The following is a 13,149-nucleotide window of genomic DNA, read 5'->3' on the forward strand; positions in this document are numbered from 1 at the left end:
CATAACAATTAGGGTCGGAGTCGGATTAAATTTTCCTCAGAAGCTTATTTATTTAAATGGGGACAGAGTGGAGCGCTATTCGGCGGAAGGCTTTATTTTGAATGGCCGGCCCCGTTTTGCCGGCAATACCTGGCGTTTCATCTTCTTCTGCAGGGCGGTCTGGAACTGCTGCGAGCCCAGCGGCCAGCCTTTGAGCAAGGCGTTACTAATTAAAGTGATTTCATCGGCGCTCAGAGCCGGCTCTGACAGCGCGCTGTAGGCCGCCTCCCGCTGGAATGGCGTGTTGCCCAGTTCCCAGACCTTGGCATGGTCAGTCACCAGTCCGTCCGGACGGATGCCGGCGTGGTGACAATAGCTCGACCAAGGATAATCCTCGGCGCGCGCGACCAGGCCGTTGCGCACCGGGTTGAACTCGATATAACGGCTGCACAACATAAAGTAGGCGTCGGCATCAATCAGCGAAGTTTTGTATCTTCCGTTCCACAAAGTTCCACTGCGGACATACTTTTGATTGAAATAGGGCACGTAATAGCGGCCGACCCACTGCATCATCTGGCCCAAACCGTTGTCGTCGGACGGCGTCAGCAGCAAATGCAGGTGATTCGGCATCAGGCAATAGGCGTGGATGGCGACTCTGTAGGTCTTGGCGGCGGTGCGCAGCCAGCCGAGAAAGGTTTGATAGTCTTCGGCGTCGAGGAACACATCCTGGTTGTTGAGGCCGGTCTGGATGACGTGGTGGGGCTGATTCGGAACGATTAAGCGGGGCAGGCGAGCCATACAGATAACAAAAAAGGGTAGATCGAAATACGATTCTACCCTTGTTGCTTGACTCTGTCCCTATTTAGCACCCCGCACTGCGCGAACCCCGGGGTCTGACCCCGTACGGGGTCAGACCCCTCTGCCGCCTTGCGGGTTTCAGGACAGGTTGAAACTGGCCGACAGGCTGTAGCCTTCGCCGTAGGCGCTGCGCAGCGGCAGGTCTTGGCCGAGGCCGGTACGGGCTTTCTTGCGCAGGCGATACACCAACATATCGACCCGGCGGCCGGCGTCCGGATCGTCGCCGCCAATACCGGCCACGATGACCTGGCGCGGCACCGGCCGGGTGTTAATCGTCAACAGATGCAGGAAATTGCATTCCTTTTCGGTCAGCGTGATGGCCATGCCCTGCAACTCCAATTGGCGCGCGCTTACTTTCAGCGTCCACTTGCTTGGCAGCGGGATCGTCTCCTGCGGGCCGACGCGACGGTCGAGCGCCTCAATGTGCGCCGCCAGTTCCGGGAATTTGATAGGCTTGGTCAGGTAGTGGTCCGCGCCAAGGCGCAGGCCCAGGATGCGATTGTCGAACGCCACCCGGCCGGTCAGCACCAGCAAGCCGATCTGCGGATACAGCTGGCGCATGCGGGGGATGACGTTGAAACCATCCTCGTCCGGCAGGCCCAGGTCCAGCACGACCACGCCAACGTTGCCCTGGCTCAAAGCCGACCACATGTCGCTGGCGTTGTTGGTGATGTGCACTTCGTGTTCAAGTTCAGTCAGGAACTCCGCCATCTCCTCGGCGTAGTCCAGATTGTCTTCCACGATGAGTATTTGCGTCATTGATGCGCCACTTCGTTCAATTGTTGAGCAAATTGTGCCCAAAACTTGGGACAATCAGCTTGCGTCTAGGGAATTATCACTGCTGGCCCCGGCCCGCGCAAGGCTTTTCCCGGCATTGACGGCCACAGGCAGCCAAATCCGAAATTCCGTGCCGCTTTCAGAAACATTTCTCGCAGTAACAGTACCACCGTGCACATCAACAATGGAACGCGCCATATAAAGGCCCAGGCCCGATCCCGCCACACTGGCGGCATTGCTACCCCTGAACGCTTTGTCGAACACCTGGGGCAGATCCGCCTCCGGTATGCCGGCGCCGTGATCGCGCACCAGCAGCTCGACGCCACCTTCCGTTGCAATTCTCCCCACCAATTCTAGCGGAATATTATCCTCTGTGTACTTTATTGCATTGTCTATTAATATTTCCAAACATAAACGCACACCTGCCGGATCGCACCGCATCCATTGCGGCAGGTTTTCAGTGCGCACCGATACCTGCGGCCGGCGCCGGCGCGCCTGTTCGGCCACGCTTTGCAACAGATCGGCGGGATTGACTTCATCGGGCTGGCGTTCGCGGCCGATGCTGGCCATGCGCTCCGGCGACAGGTATTCGTCTAGCATCGCCAGCATGCGGTCGACGGCGGTCTGGATCTTGCGGTAGCGCTTGCGCGTGCCTTCGTCGTGGTGGGCGCCGGTCATTTCCAGCCGCTGTACGGCGCCGTCGATGGTCGACAGCGGCGTGCGGAATTCGTGCGACAGCATGGACGCGAACTTTTTCTGCTGCGCCGCCAGCTCGCGCCTGGCGCTGAGGTCGCGCACCACGCCAACCACGCTGGCCGGCACACCGTGCGCGTCGAGGATCAAGGTCGATTCGATTTCCACCGGTACCAGATGACCGTCGGCATGCGCCAACTCGGTTTCACGCAGCAAGCGACGACGGCTCAGATCGCCATCGGCGTAGCGCGCCAGCCGCGCCTGCAAGTCCTTGAGCAGGCCGTGGGCCAGCGTTTTGGCGGTGTCCAGCGTGTAGCCGAACTGCCGTTCGGCCGCCGGACTCAGCCAGGTCAGCTGCAGCGTGGCGCAATCGGCCATCCAGCTGATCTCGCTGCTGTGTTCCAGCAGCAGCCGGTAGCGGGCCTCGTTGGCTTGCGACTGCTGGAGTGCCGCCTGGAGTTCCGCTAGCGTCTGCGTCATGATTTACTCCACCAAAGGTGCGAAGATCTGTTGCAGGTCTTCCTGGGTCAAGGCCATCTTCTGCGATTCGCCTTCGGCCAGGATCGATTGCGCCAGGTCCGATTTCTTTTGTTGCAGGACCTGGATCTTCTCTTCCAGCGTGCCCTTGGCGATCAGCTTGTACACGAACACCGGCTTGTCCTGACCGATACGCCAGGCGCGGTCGGTGGCCTGATTTTCCGCCGCCGGGTTCCACCACGGATCATAGTGGATAACCGTATCGGCCGCCGTCAGGTTGAGTCCGACACCGCCGGCCTTCAGCGAGATCAGGAAAATCGGCACCGCGCCTTGCTGGAAGGCCGCCACCTGGGCGCTGCGGTCCTTGGTCTCGCCGGTCAGCAGCGCATACGGAATGTCGCGCGACTCCAGTTCTTCCTGGATCAGCTCGAGCATACTGGTGAACTGCGAAAACACCAGGATCTTGCGCTTTTCTTCCAGCAAGTCTTCGATCATCTGCATCAGATCAATCAGCTTGGCCGAACCGGCCGCCTGTTGTTTCTTGGTGGTGGATTTGACCAGCCGCGGATCGCAGCACACCTGGCGCAGCTTGAGCAGCGCTTCCAGGATGACGATCTGGCTGCGCGCCACGCCCTTGCGGTCGATTTCGTCGCGCACTTTCTGGTCCATTGCGAGACGCACGGTTTCGTACAGGTCGCGCTGAGCGCCGGTCAGTTCGACCTTGCGCACCATCTCTGTCTTCGGCGGCAACTCCTTGGCCACGTTGTCCTTGGTCCGGCGCAGCAGGAACGGCTTGATGCGGCGGTTCAACAGCGCGCGCCGCAGCGGATCGTCGGCCCGCTCGATCGGGTGGCGGAACACCGTGTTGAAGCCCTTCTCGTCGCCCAGCAGGCCAGGCAGCAGGAAATGGAATTGCGACCACAGTTCGCCCAGGTGATTTTCCAGCGGCGTGCCGGACAGGCACAGCCGATGACGGGCGCGCAGCAGGCCGGCGCTCTGGGCCGCCTTGGAGCGGGTGTTCTTGATGTAGTGCGACTCGTCCAGGATCACCAGATGGAAATCGTGCTCGCGCAATTTTTCCTCGTCGCGCGGCAGCAGCGCGTAGGTGGTCAGCACCAGGTCGGCTTCTTCGATCTGGTCGAACTGGCCCATGCGGTCCTTGCCTTGCAGCAGCAGCACTTTCAGGCCGGGCGCGAAGCGCGCCGCTTCTTCCTGCCAGTTGCCCATCAGGCTGGTGGGGGCGATGACCAGCGCCGGCGCCGTCAAGCGGCCGGCTTCCTTCTCGACCAGAATATGCGCCAGGGTTTGCACGGTCTTGCCCAGGCCCATGTCGTCGGCCAGGATGCCGGCAAAGCCGTATTCGCGCAGGAACTGCATCCACGACAGGCCATCGGTTTGATAGTCACGCAGCGTGGCTTGCAAGCCGGCCGGGGTAGCGACCCGCGTGACCGAACCGAACTGGTTGAGGCGCGCGCCCATGTCGCGCAATTCCTCGCCGCCGGTCCACTGCAGCTCGACATTGCGGGCCAGCTCGTCCAGGCGGGCCGCGTCCAGCGTGGCCATGTGCACCGAGTTCTTGATTTTGTCGCTGAAATACAACTCGCCCAGCGTATTCAGGATTGGACGCACGCGGCCCCACGGCAGCGCCACGCGTGAACCGTCCGCCAGCGTGGCCAGCATCTGGTCTTCGGCGCCATGCTGGGCGATGACTTTCGGATTGAAATCGTTGGGGGCATTGCGGATCAGCTGCACCAGCACCGGCAGCAGCGGCACCCGTTCCTGGTTGACCATGATGCCCAGTTCCAGGTCGAACCAGGCGTGGCCGCCGTCGGCCGGATCTTCCACCACGTCGGCATACCAGTCGCCGACTTCCACCGTGTCATAGCGGTATTTGGCGGTTTTCTCGATTTTCCAGCCGGCTTCCTTCAGCGCGGCGATGCCGTCGCGGGCGAAGCGTATCCACTCGGCTTGGCTCGGCAGCAATACGGCGCCCTTCAGGCTGCTCAGCGGCAGCGTGGTCGGCGCGATGAAGTGGCGCTCGGTCAGCAACGCCAGCGCGGCCTGCTCGGCCTCACTATCGCGCTGGATGATTTCGGTGACCTCGCCCTTTTGGCGGACCACGCGCTGCGACGGATCGAACGACACCCGTTCGCCGTCGTAGTCGTACGACAGTACGGCGAAATCGTGCCAGCGTTGCAGCGAGCCGTCGGCCAGCATCGCCGCTTCCAGCGTCAGCACCGGACGCGGCTTGACGTCGTCGCGCATGCGCTGCGGCAACGGTTGCGGCAGCGGCATCAGCCCTTGCAGACCGTGCGCCAGCAGCAGTTGCGAGACCCGCATCTTGTCGTTGTTGGTCAGCAACGGCGCCTGCGCCACCAGGGCCTGCAAATCGGCCAGCGGAATCGTGGCGCCGCCCTGGTTCAATTGCAGCACGCCGCACGACAGGTTATCGATGTACCACGGCGGATCGGTTGGCAGCATGTAGTCGACCTGGTCGGCGCCGACATGCTTGGCGCCCGGCGGCGGCGCCACCTGCCAGCCGAGCCGCAGGCCCTTGCCTTCTTCGCGCCAGGCCAGGTTGGCCTCGCGCAACACGCCGCCCTTGAGCGGATACACCAGGCCGTTGCCGACGTCGGCCCAGGAGTTCGCCCACAGCAATTTGTCCTGTTCGGCCAGCATATTCAGCAGCGCCGCGCCGATCTTGCCGCGCGGTTCGGTGGCCGAGCCGGTCTGCGAATTCTGGCCGCTGCGCATGGCGACGAAGAAACGGATCAGGTCTTCGTCGTTCGGCGTCATGAACGTAGGGGGGGTCGACAGCAGCGAGAACACTTCGCTGACCGGGCTGGCCGCGGCCACGTCGCCGTTCGGCCGCAGGCGCGCCTTGTACAGGCACAGCGCCACATGGCGGCCGCCGCTGGTAGGCGCCAGCACATAAATCAGCTTGTATTGGGTCTGCTTGGGGTCGTTATCGACCGGCGGCGGCGCCAGCTTGGCTTTCGGGTGCGCTGCCGCATCCACACGCTGCAGCCAGGTGGCGACAGCGTACGACAATTGATTCGCGGGCGGCGCAGGGCGCGTTGGGGCCGGTGCTGGAGCAGCAGGGGCGGCAGGGGCGTCGTCGCGGGTAAAATCCATAGGTCGCATTGTTGTTCAAAGATGGTTCAAAAACGGCAACAGGCAATATTATCCGCCATTGACGCGTTCGTGTTTACGTATTCTTGCTAAAAACCTGTCAATCAAAGTGGGCTTGCCCACGTTCCCATGGCAAAAGCATCGAAACCTGTGCCGATGTCGTATTATTCCGGGCTTGTCTGTCTAGGATTTCTCACCATGTTGCCTTCCATTGAACAACGTCTTGCCCTCGAACTGTCCGCCAAACCGGCCCAGGTAGTTGCCGCCGTCGCCCTGTTGGACGAAGGCGCCACCGTGCCCTTCATCGCCCGTTATCGCAAGGAAGTCACCGGCGGCCTGGATGACGTCCAACTGCGCCTGCTCGAAGAGCGCCTGCGTTACCTGCGCGAGCTGGAAGACCGCCGCGCCAGCATCATCGCCTCGATCACCGAGCAAAACAAAATGACACCGGTCTTATTAGATGCTGTCATGCACGCAGAAGACAAGACCCGGCTGGAAGACTTATATCTTCCCTACAAGCAAAAACGCCGCACCAAGGCCCAAATCGCCATCGAAGCGGGCCTGGCGCCGCTGGCCGACGGCCTGCTGGGCAATCCCGAACTGAATCCGGAAGTCGAAGCCGCCAAGTTCCTGCGCGAAGCCTTTACCACCACCGACGGCAACAATCCGGGCGTGGCCGACACCAAGGCCGCGCTGGACGGCGCCCGCCAGATCCTGATGGAGCGTTTTGCCGAAGATGCTACCCTGCTTCAGTCGCTGCGTGAATATGTCCAAGAGCATGGCATCGTCGAATCGAAGGTTATTGAAGGTAAGCAAGAAGAAGGTGAAAAGTTCGCCGACTACTTCGATTACAGCGAAAACCTGTCGTCGGTACCGTCGCACCGCGCACTGGCGCTGATGCGCGGTCGCCGCGAAGGCGTGCTGGACGTTACCCTGCGGCTGGACTCCGAACCGGAAAAACCAAAGTGGGACGCGCCGCACAATCCGTGCGAAAGCCGCATCGCCGCCCGTTTCGGCATCAAGAGCAGCGGCCGCCCGGCCGACAAATGGCTGTCCGACACCGCACGCTGGACCTGGCGCGTGAAAAGTTTTATGCACCTGGAAACCGAGCTGATGGGCGCGTTGCGCGAAAAATCCGAGCTGGATGCCATCACCGTCTTCGCTACCAACTTGAAAGCCTTGCTGCTGGCGGCCCCGGCCGGCCAGCGCGCCACCATGGGCCTGGACCCGGGCCTGCGCACCGGCGTTAAAGTTGCCGTGGTGGACGCCACCGGCAAGGTGATGGACACCGCCGTCATCTACCCGCACCAGCCGAAAAACGACTGGGAAGGCTCGCTGCACACGCTGGGCAAGCTGGCCGCCAAGCACAATGTATCGCTGATTTCGATCGGCAACGGCACCGCCTCGCGCGAGACCGACAAGCTGGCGCAAGACCTGCTCAAGCGCTTCCCCGAGCAAAAAATGCACAAGATCGTCGTCTCCGAAGCGGGCGCGTCGGTGTACTCCGCCTCGGAATACGCGTCGCGCGAACTGCCGGACATGGATGTTTCGCTGCGCGGCGCGGTGTCGATCGCCCGCCGCCTGCAAGATCCGCTGGCCGAGCTGGTCAAGATCGATCCGAAATCGATCGGCGTCGGCCAGTACCAGCACGATGTGTCGCAAACCCAGCTGGCGCGCACGCTGGATGCGGTGGTCGAGGATTGCGTGAATGCGGTCGGCGTCGACGTCAACACCGCCTCGGCGCCGCTGCTGGCACGCGTGTCCGGCCTGTCGTCATCGGTGGCGACGGCGATTGTCAGCTACCGCGACGTCAAAGGCGCGTTCACCTCGCGCGCCGCGCTGAAATCGGTGCCGCGCTTGGGCGACAAAACGTTTGAACAGGCCGCCGGCTTCCTGCGCGTGATGGGCGGCGACAATCCGCTGGACGCATCGGCGGTACACCCGGAATCGTATCCGCTGGTGGAAAAAATCCTCGGCGATATCCAGAAGGACATCAAGGCGGTGATCGGCGACAGCGCGCTGATCAAGCGTTTGCAGCCGGCCAAGTATGCCGATGAGAAATTCGGCGTGCCGACCATCACCGACATCCTGAAGGAGCTGGAAAAGCCGGGCCGCGATCCGCGTCCTGAATTTACCACCGCCACCTTCAAGGAAGGCGTGGAGGAAATCCGCGACCTGCGTCCCGACATGATCCTGGAAGGCGTGGTGACCAATGTCGCCGCGTTTGGCGCGTTTGTCGACATCGGCGTGCATCAGGATGGGCTGGTGCACATCTCGGCGCTGTCCAACACCTTCGTCAAAGATCCGCACACGGTGGTGAAAGCCGGCCAGGTGGTCAAGGTCAAAGTGCTGGAAGTGGACGAGAAGCGCAAGCGCATTGCCCTGACCATGCGCCTGTCCGACAGCGCGCCGCAAGCCGGTGCGCAGCCGCAGCAGCGCGGCGACCGTAACGATCGCCGCGCCATGGGCCAGCAGCAGAAGCAGCAGACCCGCGAACCGGCGGCCAGCGGCAGCATGGCGGCCGCCTTCGCCAAGCTGCGCGGCTAAGCCGCAGAATTCAGGGCGTCGCTCAGGCGCCCTGAACCTCCTTCATGCGCTTGGACAGCTTGGCCAGCGAGATCAAGCCGACCACGGCGGTACCGACAAACATACCCCACGCCAGGCCTTCAGCGTATTCCTGCCGGGCCGGAATCAGCCAGTAAGCCAGCGCCTCGGCCGCCACAACCAGCGCAAACAGACGGATCACGCGCAGGTATTTGGCGGCGTTGTCGGCGCGCTGGGTGAAAATCTCGGTGCTGGCGCCGGCCGTGCGCGCCTTGCGCCAGCAATGCCAGCCCACCGTCGAGGTCACCAGCTCCCAGCCGGCATCCTGGAACAGCTGCTTGTACTCAGCCTTCGGGCCGAAGTAGCGCACATCCCAGCGATACGCCACATCGGCCGGCGCGCCACGCTCGAACGTGTGGACGCAGCAAACGTTGGTGCTGCGCAGATGCAGGCCTTGCGCCGCCATCTCCTGCAGCCACTGCTGATGTTCTTCATCCTGCCACACGTACCAGATCTTGAATTTCCGTACCAGCTTGCCCATGACTGCTCCTTAAAATTAAGCCGCGTGCTGCAACGCCCGCGCATTGCCCAGCATGATTTCCAGCCGGCGCACCTGCTCCGCCAGCACCACCTTGCCCAGTTCCGTCAGCGCGTAAACCTTGCGCCGCTCCTCTTCCGCCACCTTGACGATCAGCGCCTGTTTTTCCAGCGTGCCGAACACCCCGTACAAGGTGCCCGGCCCCAGCGTGACGCTGCCGGCGCTCATGCTGTCCACCTTCTGCATGAGGGCGTAGCCGTGCATCGGCTGGGTCAGCGCCAGCATCACGTAAAACGTCGCTTCCGATAGGGGCAGGTATTTACTGTAGTTAATATCCATCTCTGTATCGCCTTTCGCTATATCGAGTCCCGATATACATAATACATAGATTTTTTTGGACGTCAACACGCCAGCGGCACATTTCTTATAAAATGTCGGCATCCGATATTTAATTCACCGAGGCAGCTATGAGCGACGTACAAACCTGGATCAAAGAAACCGTGACCAACACCCCGGTGGTGCTGTTCATGAAGGGCACCGCCCAGTTCCCACAATGCGGCTTCTCCGGCCGCGCCATCCAGATCCTGAAAGCCTGCGGCGTCGAGAACATTGCTACCGTCAACGTGCTGGAAGATCCGGAAGTCCGTCAGGGCATCAAGGACTACTCGAACTGGCCAACCATCCCTCAGCTGTACGTGAAGGGTGAGTTCGTCGGCGGTTCGGACATCATGAACGAGATGTTTGAGTCGGGCGAGCTGAAGGCCCTGCTGGATGCCTGATCGGCCTCAGCGGATTGTTATCGCCATCACCGGCGCCACCGGTGCGGTGTATGGCGTGCGTCTGCTGCAGCATTTGCAACATCTTGACGGCATCGAGACGCATCTGATCGTCTCTGAAGCCGCCGTCCTCACGCTGCACCAGGAAACTGGCTTGCAGCGGCGCGAGGTCGAATCCCTGGCCCATGTGGTGCACAAGGTGCGCGACGTCGGCGCCTCGATCGCCAGCGGCTCGTTCCAGAGCGACGGCATGATCATTGCGCCCTGCTCGATGAAAACCCTGGCGTCGGTGGCCCATGGCCTGTCCGACAACCTGATCGCGCGCGCGGCCGACGTCGTGCTCAAGGAGCGCCGTCGGCTGGTGTTGATGGTAAGGGAGACCCCGTTCAATCTGGCGCACTTGCGCAACATGACAGCGGTCACGGAAATGGGCGGCATCATCTTCCCGCCGCTGCCGAGCTTCTATCACAACCCGCAGAGCATTGAGGAGATGGTCGACCACACGGTGGCCCGCGTGATCGATTTATTCGGCATTGAACATGCGTTGGCGCCGCGCTGGGCCGGTCTCAAGGGACAGGCCGCCGGCGGCATCTAAGAGCGTTAGCGCTTCCGCGCTGGTTCAGCGAATATCGTAGTTCGAACTGCTGGCACGCTTCAATTCCCGCGCTTCTTCCACCATGCGACGATGGGCGATACGTTTGCGCATCACTTCGGCATGCTGTTCGGCGGTCATCGGTGGGGCGGTCATTAAATCTTTCAGCTGTGCGACATTGCTGTAGTTGCTTTTCATAAGACGGCTCAAAGCATGACTCCCCAAAAAATAGGTACTGCCCTATTGTGCCTTAAATCCGTGTCGCAACCATGACAAATCGCAAACGTAGCGAAAATAAAAAGCGTTTTGCTACGCCCGAACAAAAACCGGTCGATTGTGAAACTGGTTTCATGGTCATGGGGAGCAGGCAGCCATCCCGCCGGTTCCTCTATTTCCGTAGTAATACGTAAAAATAACTACTTTTGGTAGTTGACACGCACCAGCATTCGGATAAATTCCCGCGCAATCTGGCGATGATGCTCGTCCAGACGCTGCAAATCGGCGATCAGCTTGACGTCGGCCGACTCGAAGCGCGACAGGTTGGCACCGTTGTCGCCGTTCGGTGCGCCTTCTTCCGGGCCGCCAAAGCGCAACCACTCGGCGGGCACGCCCAGCCATTGGGCGATCATGCGCAGCTTCTCCTGTGTAGGAATAGCCTCGCCAACCAGCCATTTGCGGGCGGCGTGCACGGTAATCGGTCGACCATCGAAACGAATATTGAATTCGCGCGCCAGCCGGGTCGGGCTGTCGGGCGAATAATGGGCGTTCTTGAGAGCCTGTTGGAGTCGCTGGCTAAAGCTTTCGCGTTCATTAGAGGAATTCATATTGACACTATTTCACGTTGCTTCATGAAAGTCAGTCTCTTCGAGAACAGCCTCGACTGTGACTTTATGGGATTTTATAATTAACATTTCATCCTCTGCCAGTACCAACGTCAGTGGAATAACCAGGCGAATTTTATTCGGTCCAGAAGCGCGGATGAATATCATCCTGCCGCGCTGCCTTTCACGTCGCACGATACCATTCCGCATGCTGGCGGTCACGCTGAGTCCGCTGCTGGATGCGGGAACGGTGTTTTTCGCGCTACAATCACTTTGCCGTTGACGTAAACGGAAACCACTTAGACCAGCTATGTCCACCTACACCATTACCGAACTGGCGCGCGAATTCGACATCACTGCGCGTGCAATCCGCTTTTACGAAGACCAGGGCCTGTTGAGCCCGTCGCGTGAAGGCGCCGGCGGCCGCAACCGCGTCTACACGCCGCGCGACCGCACCCGCCTCAAGCTGACTCTGCGCGGCAAGCGCCTCGGCCTGTCGCTGGCGGAAATCAAGAGCCTGGTCGACATGTACGAGACGCCCAAGGATTCGGCGGCGCAGATGCACCGCTTCCTGACCGTGCTGGCGCAGCACCGCGAAACGCTGGAACAGCAGCGCGAAGACATCGAAATGTCGCTGGCCGAGATTCAGGCGCACGAAGACGAATGCAAACGCATGCTGGAAGCCCATGCCGTGACGTGATCACTGCTTGACGTTTACGTTAACGTCACATCGGCGTATCATGGCCGCTCCGGACCCAAAACAGAATAGAGGAAGACATGCTCCATCTCCCAGGCCTGACCTTTGACCATGGCGAGGATATCGCCGCGCTGCGCGAGGCCGTGCAGCAATTCGCCGCCGCCGAGATCGCCCCGCGCGCGGCCGAAATCGACCGCAGCGACCAGTTCCCCATGGACCTGTGGCGCAAGATGGGCGAACTGGGCGTGCTCGGCATCACCGTACCGGAAGAGTACGGCGGCGCCAACATGGGCTATCTGGCCCACATCGTGGCGATGGAGGAAATCTCGCGCGCCTCGGCTTCGGTCGGCCTGTCCTACGGCGCCCACTCGAATCTGTGCGTCAACCAGATCAAGCGCAACGGCACCGAAGAACAAAAACAGAAATACCTGCCCAAGCTGATTTCCGGCGAATACATCGGCGCGCTCGCCATGTCCGAACCGAACGCCGGTTCCGATGTGGTCAGCATGAAGCTGCGCGCCGAGTTCAAGGGCGACCGCTGGGTGCTGAACGGCACCAAGATGTGGATCACCAACGGCCCCGACGCCGACGTGCTGGTGGTCTACGCCAAGAACGACCTGGAAGCCGGCCCGAAAGGCATGACCGCCTTCCTGATCGAAAAAGGCTTCAAGGGCTTCTCGATCGCGCAGAAGCTCGACAAGCTGGGCATGCGCGGCTCCCACACCGGCGAGCTGGTGTTCGAGGATTGCGAAGTGCCGGCCGAAAACGTGCTGGGCGGCCTGGGCAAGGGCGTCAACGTGCTGATGTCCGGCCTCGACTTCGAGCGCACCGTGCTGTCCGGCGGCCCGCTGGGCATCATGCAGGCCTGCATGGACGTGGTGGTGCCCTACATCCACGACCGCAAGCAGTTCGGCCAGCCGATCGGCGAGTTCCAGCTGATGCAGGGCAAAATCGCCGACATGTACTCGACCATGATGGCGTCCAAGGCTTATGTCTACGCCGTCGGCCAGGCCTGCGACCGCGCCACCTCGCCGGAACAGATCCGCAACCTGCGCAAGGACGCCGCCGGCGCCATCCTGTACAGCGCCGAGAAGGCGACCTGGATGGCCGGCGAAGCGATTCAAACGCTGGGCGGCAATGGCTACATCAACGAATATCCGGTCGGCCGCCTGTGGCGCGACGCCAAGCTGTATGAAATCGGCGCCGGCACCAGCGAGATCCGCCGCATGCTGATCGGCCGCGAACTGTTCGCCGAAACCCGTTAA

Annotated in this window: 14 protein-coding genes; 6 read left to right on the forward strand and 8 right to left on the reverse strand. The window is 61.3% G+C overall.

What is annotated here, in order from left to right:
- Positions 1-75: 75 nt before the first annotated feature.
- From HH213_RS10415 to HH213_RS10430, 4 genes are all read right to left on the reverse strand, one after another.
- Complete coding sequence (locus tag HH213_RS10415; RefSeq protein ID WP_169112201.1) at positions 76-777, reverse strand: transposase; 702 nt, start codon at positions 775-777, stop codon at positions 76-78.
- 138 nt (positions 778-915) lie between these two features.
- Positions 916-1,596 (reverse strand): response regulator transcription factor, encoded by a 681-nt coding sequence (locus HH213_RS10420; protein WP_110845902.1) that lies wholly within the window; start codon positions 1,594-1,596, stop codon positions 916-918.
- A 54-nt stretch (positions 1,597-1,650) separates the two neighbouring features.
- On the reverse strand, positions 1,651-2,787 hold the full coding sequence (locus HH213_RS10425; protein WP_110845903.1) for a PAS domain-containing sensor histidine kinase: 1,137 nt from the start codon (positions 2,785-2,787) through the stop codon (positions 1,651-1,653).
- Between the two features lie 3 nt (positions 2,788-2,790).
- A complete protein-coding gene (locus tag HH213_RS10430; RefSeq protein WP_110845904.1) occupies positions 2,791-5,919 on the reverse strand; it encodes a DEAD/DEAH box helicase in 3,129 nt (1,042 codons plus the stop codon).
- 195 nt (positions 5,920-6,114) lie between these two features.
- On the opposite strand from HH213_RS10430, the gene HH213_RS10435 reads away from it, so the two are divergent.
- Positions 6,115-8,463 (forward strand): Tex family protein, encoded by a 2,349-nt coding sequence (locus tag HH213_RS10435; protein ID WP_169112202.1) that lies wholly within the window; start codon positions 6,115-6,117, stop codon positions 8,461-8,463.
- Between the two features lie 22 nt (positions 8,464-8,485).
- On the opposite strand, the gene HH213_RS10440 is transcribed toward HH213_RS10435, so the two are convergent.
- Entirely contained in the window at positions 8,486-9,001 is a 516-nt protein-coding gene (locus HH213_RS10440) for a DUF2812 domain-containing protein (protein WP_110845906.1), read from the reverse strand.
- A 15-nt stretch (positions 9,002-9,016) separates the two neighbouring features.
- On the reverse strand, positions 9,017-9,337 hold the full coding sequence (locus HH213_RS10445; protein WP_169112203.1) for a PadR family transcriptional regulator: 321 nt from the start codon (positions 9,335-9,337) through the stop codon (positions 9,017-9,019).
- A gap of 128 nt (positions 9,338-9,465) precedes the next feature.
- On the opposite strand from HH213_RS10445, the gene grxD reads away from it, so the two are divergent.
- Entirely contained in the window at positions 9,466-9,777 is a 312-nt protein-coding gene (grxD, locus tag HH213_RS10450; protein ID WP_110845908.1) for a Grx4 family monothiol glutaredoxin, read from the forward strand.
- Positions 9,770-10,369, forward strand: coding sequence for a UbiX family flavin prenyltransferase (locus HH213_RS10455; RefSeq protein ID WP_110845909.1), 600 nt, complete (start codon positions 9,770-9,772; stop codon positions 10,367-10,369). Before grxD ends, HH213_RS10455 begins: the two co-directional genes overlap by 8 nt.
- A 24-nt stretch (positions 10,370-10,393) precedes the next feature.
- Here the strand turns inward: HH213_RS10455 and HH213_RS10460 are convergent, their stop codons facing one another.
- Together HH213_RS10460 and HH213_RS10465 are read right to left on the reverse strand one after the other, a co-directional pair.
- Complete coding sequence (locus HH213_RS10460; RefSeq protein WP_169112204.1) at positions 10,394-10,564, reverse strand: hypothetical protein; 171 nt, start codon at positions 10,562-10,564, stop codon at positions 10,394-10,396.
- 218 nt (positions 10,565-10,782) lie between these two features.
- A complete protein-coding gene (locus tag HH213_RS10465) occupies positions 10,783-11,190 on the reverse strand; it encodes a hypothetical protein (protein WP_110845910.1) in 408 nt (135 codons plus the stop codon).
- A gap of 154 nt (positions 11,191-11,344) precedes the next feature.
- Between HH213_RS10465 and HH213_RS30450 the strand changes: the two genes are divergently transcribed.
- The 3 genes from HH213_RS30450 (at position 11,345) to HH213_RS10475 (ending at position 13,149) form a co-directional block, all read left to right on the forward strand.
- A complete protein-coding gene (locus tag HH213_RS30450) occupies positions 11,345-11,470 on the forward strand; it encodes a hypothetical protein (RefSeq protein ID WP_255458372.1) in 126 nt (41 codons plus the stop codon).
- 27 nt (positions 11,471-11,497) lie between these two features.
- Positions 11,498-11,887: a MerR family transcriptional regulator gene (locus tag HH213_RS10470; RefSeq protein WP_110845911.1), complete on the forward strand. Its 390-nt coding sequence runs from the start codon at positions 11,498-11,500 to the stop codon at positions 11,885-11,887.
- A gap of 77 nt (positions 11,888-11,964) precedes the next feature.
- Positions 11,965-13,149 carry an isovaleryl-CoA dehydrogenase gene (locus HH213_RS10475; RefSeq protein WP_110845912.1) on the forward strand — a complete coding sequence of 395 codons (1,185 nt, stop codon included), beginning with the start codon at positions 11,965-11,967 and terminating at the stop codon, positions 13,147-13,149.

The sequence above is a fragment of the Duganella dendranthematis genome (assembly GCF_012849375.1).
In the GTDB taxonomy this organism is placed as follows: Bacteria; Pseudomonadota; Gammaproteobacteria; order Burkholderiales; family Burkholderiaceae_D; genus Rugamonas; species Rugamonas dendranthematis.

Coding starts and splice junctions, on each gene's coding strand:
- HH213_RS10415 (WP_169112201.1), bottom strand. CDS start 777: ATGGCTCGCCTGCCCCGCTTAATCGTTCCGAATCAGCCCCACCACGTC.
- HH213_RS10420 (WP_110845902.1), bottom strand. CDS start 1,596: ATGACGCAAATACTCATCGTGGAAGACAATCTGGACTACGCCGAGGAG.
- HH213_RS10425 (WP_110845903.1), bottom strand. CDS start 2,787: ATGACGCAGACGCTAGCGGAACTCCAGGCGGCACTCCAGCAGTCGCAA.
- HH213_RS10430 (WP_110845904.1), bottom strand. CDS start 5,919: ATGGATTTTACCCGCGACGACGCCCCTGCCGCCCCTGCTGCTCCAGCA.
- HH213_RS10435 (WP_169112202.1), top strand. CDS start 6,115: ATGTTGCCTTCCATTGAACAACGTCTTGCCCTCGAACTGTCCGCCAAA.
- HH213_RS10440 (WP_110845906.1), bottom strand. CDS start 9,001: ATGGGCAAGCTGGTACGGAAATTCAAGATCTGGTACGTGTGGCAGGAT.
- HH213_RS10445 (WP_169112203.1), bottom strand. CDS start 9,337: ATGGATATTAACTACAGTAAATACCTGCCCCTATCGGAAGCGACGTTT.
- grxD (WP_110845908.1), top strand. CDS start 9,466: ATGAGCGACGTACAAACCTGGATCAAAGAAACCGTGACCAACACCCCG.
- HH213_RS10455 (WP_110845909.1), top strand. CDS start 9,770: ATGCCTGATCGGCCTCAGCGGATTGTTATCGCCATCACCGGCGCCACC.
- HH213_RS10460 (WP_169112204.1), bottom strand. CDS start 10,564: ATGAAAAGCAACTACAGCAATGTCGCACAGCTGAAAGATTTAATGACC.
- HH213_RS10465 (WP_110845910.1), bottom strand. CDS start 11,190: ATGAATTCCTCTAATGAACGCGAAAGCTTTAGCCAGCGACTCCAACAG.
- HH213_RS30450 (WP_255458372.1), top strand. CDS start 11,345: ATGAATATCATCCTGCCGCGCTGCCTTTCACGTCGCACGATACCATTC.
- HH213_RS10470 (WP_110845911.1), top strand. CDS start 11,498: ATGTCCACCTACACCATTACCGAACTGGCGCGCGAATTCGACATCACT.
- HH213_RS10475 (WP_110845912.1), top strand. CDS start 11,965: ATGCTCCATCTCCCAGGCCTGACCTTTGACCATGGCGAGGATATCGCC.